The 16,448-nt window shown below is 67.3% G+C and carries 14 protein-coding genes and 1 riboswitch; of the genes, 4 read left to right on the forward strand and 10 right to left on the reverse strand.

All coding sequences use genetic code 11. The annotated features are described in order from the left end of the window. Positions 1-175: 175 nt before the first annotated feature. The 4 genes from KLK06_RS45340 to KLK06_RS45355 form a co-directional block, all read right to left on the reverse strand. The gene (locus KLK06_RS45340) at positions 176-2,683 is read right to left on the reverse strand and encodes an ATP-dependent Clp protease ATP-binding subunit (RefSeq protein ID WP_214641946.1); all 2,508 of its coding nucleotides are present in this window, start codon (positions 2,681-2,683) and stop codon (positions 176-178) included. A 664-nt stretch (positions 2,684-3,347) separates the two neighbouring features. After that, the gene (locus KLK06_RS45345) at positions 3,348-3,680 is read right to left on the reverse strand and encodes an Lsr2 family protein (protein ID WP_214641947.1); all 333 of its coding nucleotides are present in this window, start codon (positions 3,678-3,680) and stop codon (positions 3,348-3,350) included. Between the two features lie 510 nt (positions 3,681-4,190). Further along, a complete protein-coding gene (locus tag KLK06_RS45350; protein ID WP_214641948.1) occupies positions 4,191-4,652 on the reverse strand; it encodes an RDD family protein in 462 nt (153 codons plus the stop codon). 135 nt (positions 4,653-4,787) lie between these two features. Next, positions 4,788-5,309 carry an RDD family protein gene (locus tag KLK06_RS45355; protein WP_214641949.1) on the reverse strand — a complete coding sequence of 174 codons (522 nt, stop codon included), beginning with the start codon at positions 5,307-5,309 and terminating at the stop codon, positions 4,788-4,790. A gap of 3 nt (positions 5,310-5,312) precedes the next feature. On the opposite strand from KLK06_RS45355, the gene KLK06_RS45360 reads away from it, so the two are divergent. Continuing rightward, entirely contained in the window at positions 5,313-6,158 is an 846-nt protein-coding gene (locus KLK06_RS45360; RefSeq protein WP_214641950.1) for a hypothetical protein, read from the forward strand. A 22-nt stretch (positions 6,159-6,180) separates the two neighbouring features. On the opposite strand, the gene KLK06_RS45365 is transcribed toward KLK06_RS45360, so the two are convergent. Beyond that, positions 6,181-6,738 carry an amino-acid N-acetyltransferase gene (locus tag KLK06_RS45365; protein WP_214641951.1) on the reverse strand — a complete coding sequence of 186 codons (558 nt, stop codon included), beginning with the start codon at positions 6,736-6,738 and terminating at the stop codon, positions 6,181-6,183. A 289-nt stretch (positions 6,739-7,027) separates the two neighbouring features. Then, a riboswitch (cyclic di-AMP (ydaO/yuaA leader) is annotated at positions 7,028-7,184 on the forward strand. A 5-nt stretch (positions 7,185-7,189) separates the two neighbouring features. On the opposite strand from KLK06_RS45365, the gene KLK06_RS45370 reads away from it, so the two are divergent. After that, positions 7,190-8,233, forward strand: a complete 1,044-nt coding sequence (locus tag KLK06_RS45370) for an NlpC/P60 family protein (protein ID WP_214641952.1) — start codon at positions 7,190-7,192, stop codon at positions 8,231-8,233. A 39-nt stretch (positions 8,234-8,272) separates the two neighbouring features. On the opposite strand, the gene KLK06_RS45375 is transcribed toward KLK06_RS45370, so the two are convergent. After that, entirely contained in the window at positions 8,273-8,485 is a 213-nt protein-coding gene (locus KLK06_RS45375) for a LuxR C-terminal-related transcriptional regulator (protein ID WP_214641953.1), read from the reverse strand. 786 nt (positions 8,486-9,271) lie between these two features. Then, positions 9,272-9,670, reverse strand: a complete 399-nt coding sequence (locus tag KLK06_RS45380; protein WP_214641954.1) for a helix-turn-helix domain-containing protein — start codon at positions 9,668-9,670, stop codon at positions 9,272-9,274. 78 nt (positions 9,671-9,748) lie between these two features. Between KLK06_RS45380 and KLK06_RS45385 the strand changes: the two genes are divergently transcribed. Further along, on the forward strand, positions 9,749-10,678 hold the full coding sequence (locus KLK06_RS45385; protein WP_250907028.1) for an NADP-dependent oxidoreductase: 930 nt from the start codon (positions 9,749-9,751) through the stop codon (positions 10,676-10,678). Between the two features lie 69 nt (positions 10,679-10,747). Here the strand turns inward: KLK06_RS45385 and lysX are convergent, their stop codons facing one another. Then, positions 10,748-12,229 carry a bifunctional lysylphosphatidylglycerol synthetase/lysine--tRNA ligase LysX gene (gene lysX, locus KLK06_RS45390; RefSeq protein ID WP_308168738.1) on the reverse strand — a complete coding sequence of 494 codons (1,482 nt, stop codon included), beginning with the start codon at positions 12,227-12,229 and terminating at the stop codon, positions 10,748-10,750. Between the two features lie 146 nt (positions 12,230-12,375). Between lysX and KLK06_RS45395 the strand changes: the two genes are divergently transcribed. Further along, positions 12,376-12,852: a hypothetical protein gene (locus tag KLK06_RS45395; RefSeq protein ID WP_214641955.1), complete on the forward strand. Its 477-nt coding sequence runs from the start codon at positions 12,376-12,378 to the stop codon at positions 12,850-12,852. Positions 12,853-12,903: 51 nt separating this feature from the next. Here the strand turns inward: KLK06_RS45395 and KLK06_RS45400 are convergent, their stop codons facing one another. Together KLK06_RS45400 and KLK06_RS45405 are read right to left on the reverse strand one after the other, a co-directional pair. Then, positions 12,904-13,686, reverse strand: a complete 783-nt coding sequence (locus tag KLK06_RS45400) for a type III pantothenate kinase (protein ID WP_214641956.1) — start codon at positions 13,684-13,686, stop codon at positions 12,904-12,906. A gap of 3 nt (positions 13,687-13,689) precedes the next feature. Continuing rightward, positions 13,690-16,308 (reverse strand): L-aspartate oxidase, encoded by a 2,619-nt coding sequence (locus KLK06_RS45405; RefSeq protein WP_214641957.1) that lies wholly within the window; start codon positions 16,306-16,308, stop codon positions 13,690-13,692. Between the last annotated feature and the right edge of the window lie 140 nt (positions 16,309-16,448).

Consider the following 16,448-nt stretch of genomic DNA (forward strand, 5'->3'; position numbering starts at 1 on the left):
TGGAAACGCCGTCCGCGGACGACATGGCGAGGCTAGGCGATGCTCTACGCAGTGTAGTACTACTACCGGTGGCGGTACACCCAGGTTTCCAACAAATTAGGCAACGGACCTGTGAAACGGCGAAACCCCCGTGCGATCTCTCACACGGGGGTTCCTGGGTCGAACCCGGGCGCCGTTAGTTCTTGATCGGCGCCGCGATCGCCGCGGCCGAGTCGGGAACCTGGCTGGACGCCGCGTCCTCACCGATGAAGATGAACTTCGCGTCGTCGCCCTCGCCCTCGATCGTGACCTTGACGACCTGCCCCGGACGGAGCTCGCCGTACAGGATCTTCTCCGACAGCGAGTCTTCGAGCTCGCGCTGGATGGTCCGGCGCAGCGGCCGGGCACCCATGACCGGGTCGTAACCGCGGTCGGCCAGCAGCTGCTTGGCCTCCTGCGAGACGTCGAGGCCCATGTCGCGGTCCTTCATCCGGGCGTCGACCTGAGCGAGCATCAGGTCCACGATCAGGATGATCTCCGCCGGCGTCAGCTGGTGGAAGACCACGATGTCATCGACACGGTTGAGGAACTCGGGCCGGAAGTGCTGCTTGAGCTCCTCCTGGACCTTGGACTTCATCCGCTCGTAGTTGGAGTCGGCGTCGTTGGACTTCGCGAACCCGACCCCGATGCCCTTGGAGATGTCGCGGGTGCCGAGGTTGGTGGTCATGATGATGACCGTGTTCTTGAAGTCGACGACCCGGCCCTGGGCGTCGGTCAGGCGACCGTCTTCCAGGATCTGCAGCAGCGAGTTGAAGATGTCGGGGTGGGCCTTCTCGATCTCGTCGAACAGGACCACGGAGAACGGCTTGCGCCGCACCTTCTCGGTGAGCTGACCGCCCTCCTCGTAGCCGACGTAGCCGGGAGGCGAACCGAACAGCCTGGAGACGGTGTGCTTCTCCATGAACTCCGACATGTCCAGGCTGATCAGAGCGTCTTCGTCACCGAAGAGGAACTCCGCCAGCGCCTTGGACAGCTCGGTCTTACCGACACCGGACGGGCCGGCGAAGATGAACGAGCCACCGGGACGGCGCGGGTCCTTCAGCCCGGCGCGGGTGCGCCGGATCGACCTGGACAGGCCCTTGATGGCGTCGTCCTGACCGATGATCCGCTTGTGCAGCTCGTCCTCCATGCGGAGCAGGCGCTGCGACTCCTCCTCGGTCAGCTTGAAGACCGGGATGCCGGTGGCCGTCGCCAGGACCTCGGCGATGAGCTCCTCGGTGACCTCGGCCACGACGTCCATGTCGCCGGCCTTCCACTCCTTCTCGCGCCGCTCGCGCTTGAGCTGGAGCTGCTTCTCCTGATCGCGGAGGGCGGCCGCCTTCTCGAAGTCCTGCGCGTCGATCGCGGACTCCTTGTCCCGGCGGACGTTGGCGATCTTCTCGTCGTACTCGCGCAGGTCCGGCGGAGCGGTCATCCGGCGGATGCGCATCCGCGAACCGGCCTCGTCGATGAGGTCGATCGCCTTATCGGGAAGGTAGCGGTCGCTGATGTAGCGATCGGCCAGCTGCGCGGCGGCGACCAGCGCGCCATCGGTGATGGACACCCGGTGGTGCGCCTCATAGCGGTCGCGCAGACCCTTGAGGATCTCGATCGTGTGGCTGAGCGAGGGCTCGGCCACCTGGATCGGCTGGAAGCGCCGCTCCAGAGCGGCGTCCTTCTCCAGGTATTTGCGGTATTCGTCGAGGGTCGTGGCACCGATGGTCTGCAGCTCGCCACGCGCCAGCATCGGCTTGAGGATGCTGGCCGCGTCGATCGCGCCCTCGGCCGCGCCCGCGCCGACGAGCGTGTGCAGCTCGTCGATGAACAGGATGATGTCGCCGCGCGTGCGGATCTCCTTGAGCACCTTCTTCAGGCGCTCTTCGAAGTCACCGCGGTAGCGGGAACCCGCCACGAGAGCACCGAGGTCAAGCGTGTAGAGCTGCTTGTCCTTCAGCGTCTCGGGCACCTCGCCCCTGACGATCTTCTGCGACAGGCCCTCGACGACGGCGGTCTTGCCGACGCCGGGCTCGCCGATCAGCACCGGGTTGTTCTTGGTCCTCCGGGAGAGGACCTGCATGACCCGCTCGATCTCCTTCTCACGGCCGATGACCGGATCCAGCTTGCCCTCGCGGGCGGCCTGGGTCAGGTTACGGCCGAACTGATCGAGCACCAGGGAGGTCGACGGGGCCGACTCCTGCGGGCCGCCCGCGGCGGCCGGCTCCTTGCCCTGGTAGCCGTGGAGCAACTGGATGACCTGCTGCCTGACACGGTTGAGATCGGCTCCAAGCTTGACCAGCACCTGGGCGGCCACACCCTCACCCTCACGGATGAGCCCGAGCAGGATGTGCTCGGTGCCGATGTAGTTGTGACCCAGCTGCAAAGCCTCACGGAGCGACAGCTCAAGAACCTTCTTGGCCCGCGGGGTGAACGGAATGTGCCCCGACGGAGCCGACTGGCCTTGGCCGATGATCTCCTCGACCTGCTGACGCACTCCTTCAAGGCTGATGCCCAGGCTCTCCAGAGCCTTGGCGGCTACGCCCTCACCTTCATGGATCAAACCAAGAAGAATGTGCTCAGTGCCGATGTAGTTGTGGTTGAGCATCCTGGCCTCTTCTTGGGCCAAGACGACAACCCGCCTTGCTCGGTCGGTGAACCTCTCGAACATCTCGTCGCTCCTCACAGAGCGGTCAGTCAGGCCGGTAAATCCGGTCCCGTCATCCCGCATGCTAGCCCTGGCTCGGCGAACCGTGCCCACTGCCACTGACACGCTCTATAGCAGAGACGTTCCCCGGGAGCAGGGCGTTCACCCTCTATCCAACTACCGATCGGGGGTTACGTGTTCCCGATACGCCGCAAGCGAACGATGTTTGGGAAGCTTCGGTGAAGCACCTGGAATTGGCCGCCACGGCGCCGGCAGATCAACATGGAGCGGCTTCCGGCCGCCGCGGGTGAGAGGGCTCGCCCGCGCATCGCCCGTGCCACATCAGTGAGCCATACGCAAACATCCTATGTAGGGAAGCGCGCCTCACGCCAATCGATCGTGGTACGGCGCCCGGAGGCCGCGAAATCGCCTGTCTGGTCAGCCGGGTTACCAACCCGGACCGTCACGCCACCGGGGAGCCCGCACCCGGGGCTGGAACGCACCAGAACAGAAAACCGCCCGGAATCCACCGAGCGGCCAGCCCAAAATGATCACATATGGGCGATTAGAAGATCGCCACGCGAACTGTCCAGCATTTGAGAAGAGCCGATAAAATGATCATGCGCTTATGGCGTTCGCCGGGGTCCTTAGGCGAGCGGCATAAGCGCATGGTCGGGAGATGACTCTCTCAGTGAGCTGCTTCGTACTTCTCCACCACGGTGGAGGCGATTCGGCCACGCTCGCTCACCGGCAGACCGTGAGCCTTGGCCCACTGCCGGATCTCCGAGCTCTTCTCGCGGCTCATCGCACGCTGTCCGCCGCGACCGCGCCGACGCGTGGTTACGGCACCGGACCGACGAGCGTGCTGTACGAAAGGCGTGAGCGCGTCCCTCAGCTTCTTGGCGTTAAGGTCGCTCAGGTCAATCTCATAGGAGGAGCCGTCAATAGCGAAGCTGACCGTCTCATTGGCCTCGCCCCCATCGAGGTCATCGATGAGAATCTCCTGGATCTGCTTGGCCATCTACGCAATCCTTTCGCGGAGCATTGTTTCATTCGCCAGGGCAAACATATACCCGGAAAGGCGTGGAGACAATTCAGCGCTACAGGGATTCCGCTGAGTCACCGATCAGTTGTGGTTCTCGGCCTGATCCTGGCGGTTTGGCCGGCGTCCGGCGGCCTCGGATCGGACCAACTTCACTACGCCAAAGATGAAGGCGCCGCCCACGACCACGGGTGGGATGAGGGCTGACAATACGTCGGTAAGGGCCTGCATTCGTCCTCGTCTCCACAGCGGACCGGGGTTTCGATGGGCGCTTTATCCACAAGCGGCCCCAGCATGAGCGCCCCTCATGCCACATGAGGTGGACAACCGCCCGCACCTGACCATAGTGGTACACGGATGCCGTCCGTGTGCCAAGGGCGCCGACATCCGGCAACCCGGACGTCTCATAGCCTAATGCCAGTCTCTCCAGACTCCTTACCGGATCAAGTGAAAATTTTACGGAAAGGCATCGGCCCTGGTACCGAAGGCTCAGCGAAGATCTTTGGACACCAGTGTTCCGGCGAGCCTGTCGTGCGGACCGCGCTGCAGCGGCTTGTCGATCAAGATGAGGATCCCGACCCCGAAGACGAAGATTCCGGCCAGCACATTGACCACCGGAATGCCCATCACCATGACAGCTCCGGGATAGACCAGGGACCGTTTCAGCAGCGCGCCGCGCCGAAGGCCACCAGGTGCCAGGCGAATCTTCATGATCGCCTTGCCGAAGGTGCGGCCGCTCATGGAATGCGCGGTCCAGTCATAGACCGTATATCCCAGCCCGCCGAGCAGCCACGCGAACACGCCGGGCAGCCGGCCGTCGAACGCCTCCTGCAACCCGACAGTTCGAAAGGCCGCCCAGAGCGCGACGAACAGAATGTAATAGAAGACACCGAAGACGAGGGCTTCAATGAGCCGGGCGGCCAGCCGTTCCCACCATTCCGCTGGGACCACGTCACTCCACGGCGGCGACCCGGTCATAACCCACCTCGACCCTTCGGCGAACCGACCGCTACCCATTTTGGTACGGCCCGCACACACAAAACAGAGGCCGGCCACCGGCCGACCTCTGTTTCGCGCTCGCGAGGACTACTTGATCTTCACGACCACGGTGTTGCTGAACTTGTCGGCGAACGTCTGCTGCAGCGGCTTGTCCCAGAGCTGGGAGGCACCGTTCAGCGCGACGGCGATCCCACCGATCAGCGTCCCGACGACCGGGACGATGCCGAGGATGTATCCGCCCCAAGTGCCCGCGGCCCGCTTGAGCGCCACCTCGTTGGGCAGGCCGCCGGGCGGCAGCATGTTGCCCATGGGCACGATCTTGATGCCCATGACCAGCTTGCCGACCGTCTGGCCGCTCATCTTGGTCATGAAGTACTCGTAGGCGACATATATCGCCGTCATCAAGATGGTCTGCACGAGCCCGTAGGCGAACGGGCCCAGCAGGCCACTCGACGTACCGGTCACGGAGTTGTAGCTGCTGAGCAGGATGGCCGCGAGAATGAGGCCCAGCACCACGGACACGATGCCGAAGATGACACCGTCGATGATCCTCGCCACGAGCCGCTGCCACCACTCGGCGAGCGGGGCCGGGGCTCCGGGCGGCTGCATCCCGTGCGGCTGGGCGCCGTAGCCGGGCTGCTGGCCGTACTGAGGTTGCTGCGGCTGCCCGTATCCAGGCTGGCCACCGTACGGCTGCTGCTGACCGTAACCCGGCTGGGACGGCTGCTGCTGACCGTAGCCAGGCTGCTGGCCATAGCCGGGCTGCTGACCGTAACCGGGCTGCGATTGCGGCTGCTGGCCGTATCCAGGCTGCTGACCGTAGCCGGGCTGCTGGCCCGACGCGGGCTGCTGCCCATAGCCAGGCTGCTGGCCGTAGCCGGGCTGCGATGGCGGCTGCTGCTGGCCATAACCCGGCTGGGACGGCTGCTGACCGTAGCCGGGCTGCTGACCGTAACCGGGCTGCGATTGCGGCTGCTGCCCATAACCCGGCTGGCCGTACTCGGGCTGCTGGCCCGAAGCCTGCTGCTGCCCGTAGCCGGGCTGCTGGCCGTATTCGGGTTGCTGGCCATAGCCGGGCTGCTGCCCGTACTGCGGCTGCTGCCCATACTGCGACGGCTGCTGCTGCCCATATTGCGGCTGCTGGCCGTAGCCCGGCTGCTGCTGCCCATACTGGGGCTGCTGGCCGTACTGCGGGGGTTGCTGCTGCCCATAGTTAGGTTGCTGACCATAGGCGTCGTCCGCCCGGTAGCCAACGACCGTTACATCCGGGTCGGGCTCGCCATAGGGGCGGCCCGCGTTGTGATGTCCGTATTCGGGAGTCCCGCCAGGCGCAGAGTTCTCGCCGGAATCGTCCTGTGGATACGGCGGCTGTCCGGTGCTCACCGTGTCACCTCGCTTCGAGTGCGCATGTGGCACGTGTCAGGACACATGCCTGTGCTGCCCAACGTATCGACATAGGTATCAACAATCACCTTTCCCATTAGTCAAGGTCCGCGTCACCCGATGTCAGGTGGAGCAGCATGCGGGTGTTCCCCAGAGTGTTGGGCTTGACGTGTTCCAAGTCGAGGAACTCGGCGACACCCTCGTCGTACGAGGCCAGCAGCTCCGCGTAGACCTCTGGCGAGACCGGAGTGCCCTGAACCGGGCGGAATCCATGCCTCGCGAAGAAATCGACCTCAAAAGTCAGACAGAATACCCGGCGCAGGCCGAGCTCTCGAGCGGTCATGATCAAGGAAGAGACGATCCGGTGCCCGATTCCGAAGCCGCGGAACTCCGGATTGACGGCCACCGTGCGAATCTCCGCGAGATCCTCCCAAAGCACATGCAGCGCGCCGCAGCCGACCACCTGGCCACCGCGCTCGGCGATCCAGAACTCCTGCACGTCCTCGTACAGGGTGACGGTGGCCTTCTCCAGAAGCCGCGGTCCGGCCCCCGCGTAGGTGTCGACCAGGCGCCTGATCGTCCTGACATCTGGCGTGCGGGCACGCCGGACGACGACTTCCGTGTCCGGGACTGTCACTTCGGCGACCTGCTCCATGGGTCTCCAGAGTACAGATCCGATTACGGCTCACCCCTAACTGCGACGTCTCCCCCATCTCATGACATCTGGTGGTTGATCGAACACGATGGGGGATCCCTTGGTCTCTAGGCTTCCATGTCTTGGGGAACTTGGAGGAAAAAGGACATAAAGTCTGTTCTGTACGGCCAAGCACGAGACCCTCTCGTGACCCTTCGGTTGCGAAACCTCTACTGACTTGGCAGTTCTGGTTGAGCACGAACGCCGATTGCACTAGTGTCCAGCGACGATGTCACCCGCGCGAGCCAAGCGTGGAGACGCGCCCAATCTCCGCGAGGAGAACCGGGGACCCGCCGGTGGCGAGCTCATCCTGACGCCATCCTGGGGTGAATCCGAGCGGTTCGTTCGGTAGGGCTGCTCCGGCCCGAACCCGTCAGCTAACCCGGTAGGCGCCGATGAGAGGAGCTGGTTGGTGAAGTACACCCGCAATCGCGAGGGGAAGCCGGCGGGCGCTCACGCCCGCCCTCCGGGATCCCGGAATGCCTCCACCCGCTTGGGTGTCATCGCGGCTGCCGTCGCCACCCTCCTCTTCGCCGTCCCCGTCGGCTCCGCCGCCGCCGATCCCAAGCCCTCGCTGAAGGCCCTGTCCAAGCAGGCCGAGGAGCTTCACACCCAGATCGAGACGCTCAGCGAGCAGTACAACGGCCAGCGGGAGAAGCTCAAGACCGCCAAGAAGGCGGTCGAGGCGGCCCAGAAGACGTTGGCCACCAGCGAGTCCGATCTGGCCACCAAGCGCGCCAAGGCCTCGATGCTGGCCCAGAGCGCCTACATCAACGGCGGCCTCGGCCAGTCCCTGGCGTTCACCACCTCCGACGACCCCGAGAGCTTCCTCGACCGGGCGGCCACCACCTACGCGATCGAGCAGCAGCAGGGCGCCGAGGTCAACCTGGTGACCGCGGCCAGGGAGGCCGCCGAGCGGGCCAGGACCAGCGCCAAGACGCGCATCGACGAGGTGCAGAAGATCGTCGACGGCCTCGACACCAAGCGCGACAAGATCACCACGCTGGTCGCCAAGGTCGAGAGCAGCCTCTTCAAGCGCGCGATCGGCGAGGCGGGCCGTCCCGGCTCCCGCGCCGTGCGGGTCAATCTGCCGGTCATCGGCGCCGGCAAGGCCGCCATAGCCGCCAGGTGGGCGCTCACGCAGCAGCTCAAGCCCTACGTCTGGGGCGCCGAGGGCCCGAGCTCGTACGACTGCTCCGGCCTGGTGATGGCGGCCTACCAGCGGGTGGGCATCTCACTGCCGCACTACACCGGCGATCAGTGGACGGCCGGCCGGCACATCTCCAAAGAGGAGCTACGCGCCGGCGACCTGGTCTTCTTCTACGGCGACCTGCACCACGTCGGCATCTACATCGGTGGCGGCATGATGGTCCACGCGCCGCAGACCGGCGACGTCGTACGCATCGCGTCCATCGCTCGCCGTCCGTTCGCGGGTGCCGTACGCATCGCCGACTGAACTTCCAGCGCTCTGACAGCCGGGGCTCCGGCGGCGCGGTCAGATGAGTTGACGGCGGGCGGCCCAGGCCACAGCCTCGATCGCGGTGGCGACTCCGATGCGGTCGCAGATACCCCGTAATCTCCGGCGTACCGTGCGCCCGCTGATATCCAGTCGTCTGCCCACTCGATCAACCGTGACTCCCTTGGCAAGCTCCGCCAGCAACGCCAGATCCGCATGGCTGAGCTCGACGCCTTCAGTGAGCACATACATCGGGAGCCCTCCCCCCAACAGCAGAACTCGAGACGTCTCTGTCCGAGCAGAGCTGCTCGTCTCGCAGAAGGTAAACGCATTCTGGAAAGGTCGTCAAGCAAGCCAATCCTCACATTTGACGATCGACGTTGACATGATCCTCTGTATGTGAAGTACTCGCCATATGACGACACGCTTCGCGGCCTGATGAGCGAGCACAGCCATCCTTACAACGACTCCGACCCACCTCCGCCGAGCGTCACGAACATGCCGGGCTTCGGTCCCTGGGACGTGGATTTCCCTCCACACTCCATATACGAAATATCGGGAAATACAGCGGCGTTGGCCACTCTTTCGTAACCGGGGCGGGCGGTACGTTCGCGGCCTCGTATGAGCCCTGCTGCGCGATCCCCGTTTCGGACACGGCTCCGACCCGCTCGGCAAAGGCGATCCGACAGAGCCGGTGGAATCGTTCGCGCTCGTGCACTCCACGGACCGACCACTGCCGCCGGCGCGAGTTGGGCAAGAGAGAGCGATCGCTACCGAGCCGATCCGGGCGCTGCCGGACGAGGCCGAGCTGATCGCCGGCCGCGTTCTCCTATTCGCCGCCCGACACGAGACCGCTGTCAACCTCACCGCCGACGGCGTCCTGAACGTTCCCCTGCACGGCCGCCCGCCCCAAGCCGCCGAACAGCCCAGAAGTCGTCGAGGAAGTGCCCCCGCCGATCCAAGCTCACGCTGAGGTTCGTCCGCCGAGTGGTCCGTCCGCGGATCTGGCGTCGGGGGTGCTCCGGCCCGTAAGCCTCATCAGGCGGTGGCGTCGTACGTCTTCCTGGCCGCTTCGACGGTCTGGATGTTGGCCTCGGCCCAGCCCTTGATCGCGGCCACCAGCGGCATCAGGCTCTCGCCGAGCGGTGTGAGCTCGTAGTCGACCCGGACCGGCACCGAGGGCGTGACCGTGCGCCGCACCAGGCCGTCGCGCTCCAGCCCGCGCAGCGTCTGGGTGAGCATCTTCTGGCTGACGCCCGCGATGCGCCTGGACAGGTCGCTGTAGCGGCGAGGCCCGCCGGCCAGGCCGGTGAGCACCAGCGTCACCCATTTGTCGCTGAGCCGGTCGAGCAGCTTCCTCGACGGGCACTCCGCGAAGTAGGCGTCGAACGCCTGCTTGGCCTCCTCGCGCCGGTCGGCCGCCGTGGTCGTCGCCATTCTCGTCCCTCCAGGTGAGTTACGCACTCACAGGTGCCTACTTACTAGAAGAGAGTAACTTCTCCTAGGGTCGTAGGCATGACGAACATGCGCGCGCTCATCGGCGGCACCGGCTCCCCACGGCTCGTGGAGGTGCCGGTGCCGGAGGCGGGACCGGGACAGGTGCGGATCAGGATGGCGGCGGCCGGGGTGAACCCCTTCGACCTGGCGGTGGCCGCGGGGACGCTGGCCGACCACGGCGTGGCCAGGAAGCTGGATTCCTACGGGCTCGGCTTCGACGTGGCCGGGACGGTCGACCAGGTGGGCGAAGGGGTCACCCACCGGATCGGGGACGAGGTGATCGCGCTGGTGGGCCGGCTGGAGCTGCCGGTCAAGGCGCAGGCCGAGTACGTCGTGGTCGACGCCTCGGCCGTGGCGAGGGCGCCCCGGGGCGCGTCGGCCGTGGCGGCGGCGACGATCCCGCTCAACGCGTTGACCGCCTGGCAGGCGCTGGACCGCGCCCGGCTCGCTCCGGGGCGGACGCTGCTCGTGACGGGCGCCGCGGGAGCCGTCGGCGGCTACCTGGTCGAGCTGGGCGCGGTGCGGGGTCTCCGGGTGGTGGCGGCGGCCGGAGACGGCGACGAGGAGCTCGTACGCGGGCTGGGCGCCGAATGGTTCGTTCCCCGGTCCGCGGATCTGGCGTCGGGGGTGCGGTCTCTGGTGCCCGGTGGCGTGGACGCGGTCGTGGACGCGGCGGTGCTGGGGCTGGGCGCGCTCGACGCCGTACGGGACGGTGGCACGTACGTCTCGTTGACGCCCGGTGCGACGGTCATCCCGCTGCGTGGCACGGACGTCGCGTCGGTGTTCTTCAGGGCGGACGCGGACCAGCTCGCCGAGGTGGTGCGCCTGGTGGAGGCGGGCCGGGTCACGCTGCGCGTCGCGGGCACGTACCCGCTGGAGAAGGCCGCCGACGCGCACGCCCGCCTCGCGGCAGGCGGCGTGCGCGGCCGCCTCGTACTGGTGCCGTGAGCCGCGCGACACATCGGCCGGTGATCCAGCTACTCACCGGCCGAGTGCCGTACGACATGGCCGGGCGGGTTAGTGGGTCGGCTTGACCAGCGGGAACAGGATCGTCTCCCGGATGTTCTTGCCGGTGAAGGCCATGATCATCCGGTCGATGCCGGCGCCCATGCCACCCGTGGGCGGCATGGCGTACTCCAGGGCCTGCAGGAAGTCCTCGTCGAGCTGCATGGCCTCCGGGTCGCCCCCGGCGGCCAGCAGGGACTGCTCGACCAGGCGGCGGCGCTGCTCGATCGGGTCGACGAGCTCGGAATAGGCGGTGCCCAGCTCGGTGCCGAACCCGATGAGGTCCCACTTCTCGGTCAGCAGCGGGTTGTCGCGGTGCTGGCGGGTCAGCGGCGAGGTCTCCAGCGGGTAGTCCATGACGAACGTCGGCTGGATGAGTGTGTGCTCGACAAGGGCCTCGAAGATCTCCTGGACGAGCTTGCCCTGGCCCCACTTCGGGTCCCAGTGGACATCCCGCTTGTCAGCAAATTTCCGGACCTGCTCGATCGGCGTGTCGGTGGTGACCTCTTCGCCGAGCGCCTCCGACACCGTCCCGTACAGCGTGACGCGCGGCCACTCCGGGATGCCCAGGTCCACCTCGACGCCGTCGTGGACGACCACCGAGGTGCCCAGCGCGGCCACGACGGCCTTCTGGTACATCCGCTGGGTCAGGTCGGCCATGTCGTTGTAGTCGAGGTAGGTGCCGTACGCCTCGAGCATGGTGAACTCGGGGTTGTGCGTGGAGTCCGCGCCCTCGTTGCGGAAGTTGCGGCTGATCTCGAAGACCTTCTCGATGCCGCCGACCACGAGCCGCTTCAGATAGAGCTCGATCGCGATGCGAAGGTAGAGCTCCATGTCGTAGGCGTTGATGTGGGTCTTGAACGGCCGGGCCGCCGCGCCGCCGTGGATCGGCTGCAGCATGGGCGTCTCGACCTCGAGGTAGCCCTCCTCGTGCCAGAAGTCACGCACCGCGCGCACGGTGGCGCTGCGGATGCGGGCCATCTCCCTCGCCTCGTCGTTGACGATGAGGTCGACGTAGCGCTGGCGGACCCGGGCCTCGGGGTCGGTGAGGCCGACGTGCTTCTCCGGCAGCGGGCGCAGGCACTTGGCGGTGATCTGCCAGCGGTCGGCCAGGATCGACAGCTCGCCGCGGCGGGAGGTGATCACCTCGCCCTCCACGCCCACGTGGTCGCCCAGGTCGACGTCGCGCTTCCAGGCCGCGAGCGACTCCTCGCCGACCTTGTCGAGCGAGATCATCACCTGCAGGTCGCCGCCGCCGTCGCGGAGCGTGGCGAAGCAGAGCTTGCCGCCCACGCGGTTGAGCATGACGCGGCCCGCCACGCCGACCTTGTCGCCGGTCGCGGTGTCCGGGTCGAGGCCCTGGTATTTCTCCCTGACCTCGGCGTTGGTCGCCGTGCGGGGAAAGGTCACCGGGTAAGGATCGACGCCCTCACTGCGAAGGCGGTCGAGCTTCTCCCTCCGGATGCGCATCTGCTCGGGAAGTTCGTCGCTCACAGCATCAAAGAGTAGGGGATATGGCGAACTGCAAGGGCTCGTCACCTCTCTGCAGGGTGCTTGCAAGAGCTCCCCCGTACTAATGACACATCGAGCTCAGGGGGGGACCGGCAAAGTGCCGGCCCAGGGGAGCTCAAGGAGAAATCATGATGAAGAAGCTCGCGACCGGCCTCGCCGCCGTCGCCGCCACGAGCGCGCTGGCCTTAGCGCTGCCCACGGCCGCCAGCGCCAGCACCAGCGACGACGACTACTCCGACTACTGGGGCCCGGTTTACTCGCAGCACCACCAGGCCCAGGCCTCCGGCTGGGTCGGGGTGGAGTGGGACGACGATCAGGAGTCGAACACGGTCAGCGTCAAGGGCAAGCTCTGGGACCTGGACAACCGCAGCTACCACGAGGGCGGCAAGTGCGCGTACGTGAAGTTCCAGGCCAGCGACTTCGACGATGACTGGTCGACGGTCTACACCAAGAAGTACTGCGGCTACCCCGCCTACAAGCGCTTCTCCTTCACCACCGACGACGCCTCCAGCCTCCGGGTGAAGGTCTGCCAGATCGACCTCCACGGCAGCTACCCGAAGAACTGCGGCCCCTGGGAGTACCTGTACACCAACGAATCCGAGTAAGACGGTCCAAGTACGCAAGCGGCCCCCTCACCCGAGCGGGGGGCCGCTTGTTCATGTCGTGTTGCGGTTGTAGATCAGGCGCAGGCCGATCAGCGTCAGCCATGGCTCATGCACGTCGATCGAGCGCGACTCGCCCACCACCAGCGCCGCGTGGCCGCCGGTGGCCACCACGGTCACCTCGTCGGGGTCGTCGGCCAGCTCGGCCGTCATCCGCTCGACGATGCCGTCGACCTGGCCCGCGAAGCCGTAGATGATGCCGGCCTGGAGCGCTTCGACCGTGTTCTTGGCGATGACCGAGCGCGGCCTGACCAGCTCCACCTTGTGCAGCTGGGCGCCCGCCGCCGCCAGGGCGTCGACGGAGATCTCGATGCCGGGCGCGGTGACCGCGCCGATGTACTCGCCCTTGGCCGACACCGCGTCGAACGAGGTCGCGGTGCCGAAGTCGACGATGACACAGGGGCCGCCGTACTGGTCGATGGCCGCCAGCGCGTTGACGATCCGGTCGCTGCCGACCTCCTTGGGGTTGTCCATGCGGACGGGCACGCCCGTGCGGATGCCCGGCTCCACGATCACCGCGGTCACGTCGCCGTAGTAGCGGCGGCACATCTCGCGCATCTCGTTGAGCACGCTCGGCACGGTCGAGCAGATCGCGATGCCGCTGACATCGGCTCCCTTGAGCAACGGCGACTGGCCGAGCAGTCCCTGGAGCACGACCGCGATCTCGTCGGCTGTGCGGCGGGCGTCCGTGGCCAGCCGCCAGTGCTCGATGACCTCCTCGCCCTCGAACAGGCCGAGCACCGTGTGCGTGTTGCCGACGTCGATCGTTAGCAGCATCGATTACCCCCGTAGATCCAGTGCGATGTCGAGGGCCGGCGCCGAGTGCGTGAGCGCTCCCACCGCAAGGTAGTCAACGCCAGTTTCGGCTACATCACGGGCCGATTCCAAGGTCAACCCCCCACTCGCCTCAAGCTTCGCCCGATTTCTCACCATGTGGACGGCTTGGGCGGTCTCCTCGACCGTGAAGTTGTCGAGCAGGATCTCCTCGGCGCCTTCTTCGAGCACCGGAGCGAGCTGGTCGATCCGGTCCACCTCCACCTCGATCGGCAGTTCCGGATAGCGCTCTCTCACCGCGCGGAACGCCTCGGCCACACCTCCGGCGGCCACCACGTGGTTGTCCTTGATCAGTGCCGCGTCCGACAGGGACATCCGGTGGTTGACGCCGCCGCCGCAGCGCACCGCGTACTTCTCCAGCGCCCGCAGCCCGGGCAGCGTCTTGCGGCTGTCGCGCACCCTGGCCCGGGTGCCGCTGATCTCCTCGACCCATCTGCCGGTCAGCGTGGCGATGCCCGACAGGTGCGTGAGCAGGTTGAGCGCGGTGCGTTCCGCCGTCAGCAGGCCCCTGACCGGCCCCTCCACGGTCATCAGCACGTCGCCCGCCCGGACGTGCTCGCCGTCCTTGGCCTTTCGCTCGGTACGGGCGGCGCCCAGCCGGACGAACACGGCCTCGGCGACGGCCAGCCCGGCGACGATGCCGTCCTTGCGGGCCACCACGTCCGCGATCGCGCGCTGCTCCGCCGGGATGGTGGCCAGGCTCGTCACGTCGCCCGCCTCCTGCAGGTCCTCGTCGAGGGCCCGGTCGATCAGCGCGTCGATCCCCTCCGGGTCCAGCCCGGCGGCGGCGAGCTCCTGCGCCAGTCGCGGCGGCGTGGTGTCGCCGTGCGGCGTGTACGTCATCCGCGGCCCCTCTTCGGTCAGGGTCACGTCCAGGTGGCCCAGCCATTCATTGTCGTCCCGCTCGGGAAAGTCCTCACGCCAGTGCGAGCCGCGGGTCTCCAGCCGGGCCCGGGCCGCGCCCACCAGCACGGTGGCGATGGTCAGCAGGTTCGTGGCCTCCCACGACTCGGTGCACGGGAGCACCTGGACCGGGGTCCAGCGGGCGTCGAGGAGCGCTCGTGCCGTCTCCGCGAGCGACTCGCGGCTACGCAGCACGCTCGCTCCCCCGCTCATCCGGGCCTGGACCCTGGCCCGGATCCTCGGGTCGGCCAGACCCGTCACCGCCCGGCCCGCGACCACCTCACCCGGCCCCAACCGCCCCGCAGCCGCCAGCCGCCCCGGGGCCGTCACGTCTGGCACCGCCGGGATCGCGGCCGCTGCGCCCGATCCCGCCCTTGCCGTCGCGGACTCCTCGGCGTCGCGTTCCGCGTAGATGTCCGCGGCGATGCGCTCGGCGAAGACCAGGCCCTCCAGCAGCGAGTTGGAGGCGAGCCTGTTCGCGCCGTGCACGCCCGTGCAGGCGACCTCGCCGCACGCGTACAGGCCCTCGATGGAGGTACGGCCGTGCAGATCGGTCCTGACCCCGCCGCTCGCGTAGTGGGCGGCGGGGGCGACGGGGATGGGCTCGGTGGCCGGGTCGATGCCGTGCTCGCGGCAGACCGCGTAGATCGTGGGGAAGCGGGACTTCCACCTGTCCTCGCCGAAGTGGCGGCCGTCGAGGAAGACGTGGCTCTGCCCGCTTTCGCGTATGGTCCGCATGATGGCCTTGGCGACCACGTCGCGCGGCGCCAGGTCGGCCAGCTCGTGCACGCCGCTCATGAACGCGCGGCCCTCGTGGTCGATCAGGAAGGCGCCCTCGCCCCTGACCGCCTCGGAGATCAACGGCTGCTGCCCGGTCGACTCCTCGCCGAGCCACAGCACCGTGGGATGGAACTGGACGAACTCGATGTCGCGCACCACGGCCCCCGCCCTGAGCGCGAGCGCGACGCCGTCGCCGGTGGAGACGCCGGGATTCGTGGTGGAGGCGTACACCTGCCCCATGCCGCCGGTGGCCAGCACGACCGCCCGCGCGTGCACCGCGCCCACGCCGTCGCGTGCGCCCTCGCCCATGACGTGCAATGTCACGCCCCTGGCCCGGCCGCGCGCGTCCGTCAGCAGGTCGAGGACCAGCGCGTGCTCGATGACCTCCACCGAGCCCGCTCTGACCGCCTCGACCAGCGCCCGCTGCACCTCGGCGCCGGTGGCGTCGCCGCCCGCGTGCACGATCCTGTCGCGCCGGTGGCCGCCTTCCCTGGTCAGCTGGAGCTCACCGTCGGGGGTCCGGTCGAACCGGGCGCCGCGCTCCATCAACCGCCGCAGCGCCCCCGGCCCCTCGGTCACCAGCGTCCGTACGGCCCGTACGTCGCACAGGCCCACCCCGGCGACCAAGGTGTCGTTCAGATGCTCGTCGGGGCTGTCGCGCGGGTCGAGCACCGCCGCGATCCCGCCCTGAGCCCAGCGGGTGGACCCGGACGAGAGCACGTCCTTGGTGACGACGAGGACCTTGGCCGCGGGATCCAGCTCGGTGTAGCGCAGGGCTACGGTCAGCCCTGCGATGCCGGAGCCCACGACGACCACGTCGGCCTCGGCGATCCAGCCGGGATCGGGGGCCGTCAGTCGGAGGGGAATCGCCGGTGCGCTCATGGAGTCTCCTCATAGAGGCGATTTCGTCACTATGACGATAACGCCCTTGGAGGATGCGATGATTCCGGGGGGTGGGTCACTGGCGGCGCATAAGCTCCTCCCGCGTTGACCTGGACGCGGTCCTCCAGATACGCGAAATG

The organism is Nonomuraea sp. NEAU-A123, assembly GCF_018603905.1.
In the GTDB taxonomy this organism is placed as follows: domain Bacteria; phylum Actinomycetota; class Actinomycetes; order Streptosporangiales; family Streptosporangiaceae; genus Nonomuraea.

Coding starts and splice junctions, on each gene's coding strand:
- KLK06_RS45405 (WP_214641957.1), bottom strand. CDS start 16,308: ATGAGCGCACCGGCGATTCCCCTCCGACTGACGGCCCCCGATCCCGGC.
- KLK06_RS45380 (WP_214641954.1), bottom strand. CDS start 9,670: ATGGCGACGACCACGGCGGCCGACCGGCGCGAGGAGGCCAAGCAGGCG.
- KLK06_RS45355 (WP_214641949.1), bottom strand. CDS start 5,309: ATGCAGCCGCCCGGAGCCCCGGCCCCGCTCGCCGAGTGGTGGCAGCGG.
- KLK06_RS45395 (WP_214641955.1), top strand. CDS start 12,376: ATGATGAAGAAGCTCGCGACCGGCCTCGCCGCCGTCGCCGCCACGAGC.
- KLK06_RS45375 (WP_214641953.1), bottom strand. CDS start 8,485: ATGTATGTGCTCACTGAAGGCGTCGAGCTCAGCCATGCGGATCTGGCG.
- KLK06_RS45340 (WP_214641946.1), bottom strand. CDS start 2,683: ATGTTCGAGAGGTTCACCGACCGAGCAAGGCGGGTTGTCGTCTTGGCC.
- KLK06_RS45345 (WP_214641947.1), bottom strand. CDS start 3,680: ATGGCCAAGCAGATCCAGGAGATTCTCATCGATGACCTCGATGGGGGC.
- KLK06_RS45385 (WP_250907028.1), top strand. CDS start 9,749: ATGACGAACATGCGCGCGCTCATCGGCGGCACCGGCTCCCCACGGCTC.
- KLK06_RS45365 (WP_214641951.1), bottom strand. CDS start 6,738: ATGGAGCAGGTCGCCGAAGTGACAGTCCCGGACACGGAAGTCGTCGTC.
- KLK06_RS45400 (WP_214641956.1), bottom strand. CDS start 13,686: ATGCTGCTAACGATCGACGTCGGCAACACGCACACGGTGCTCGGCCTG.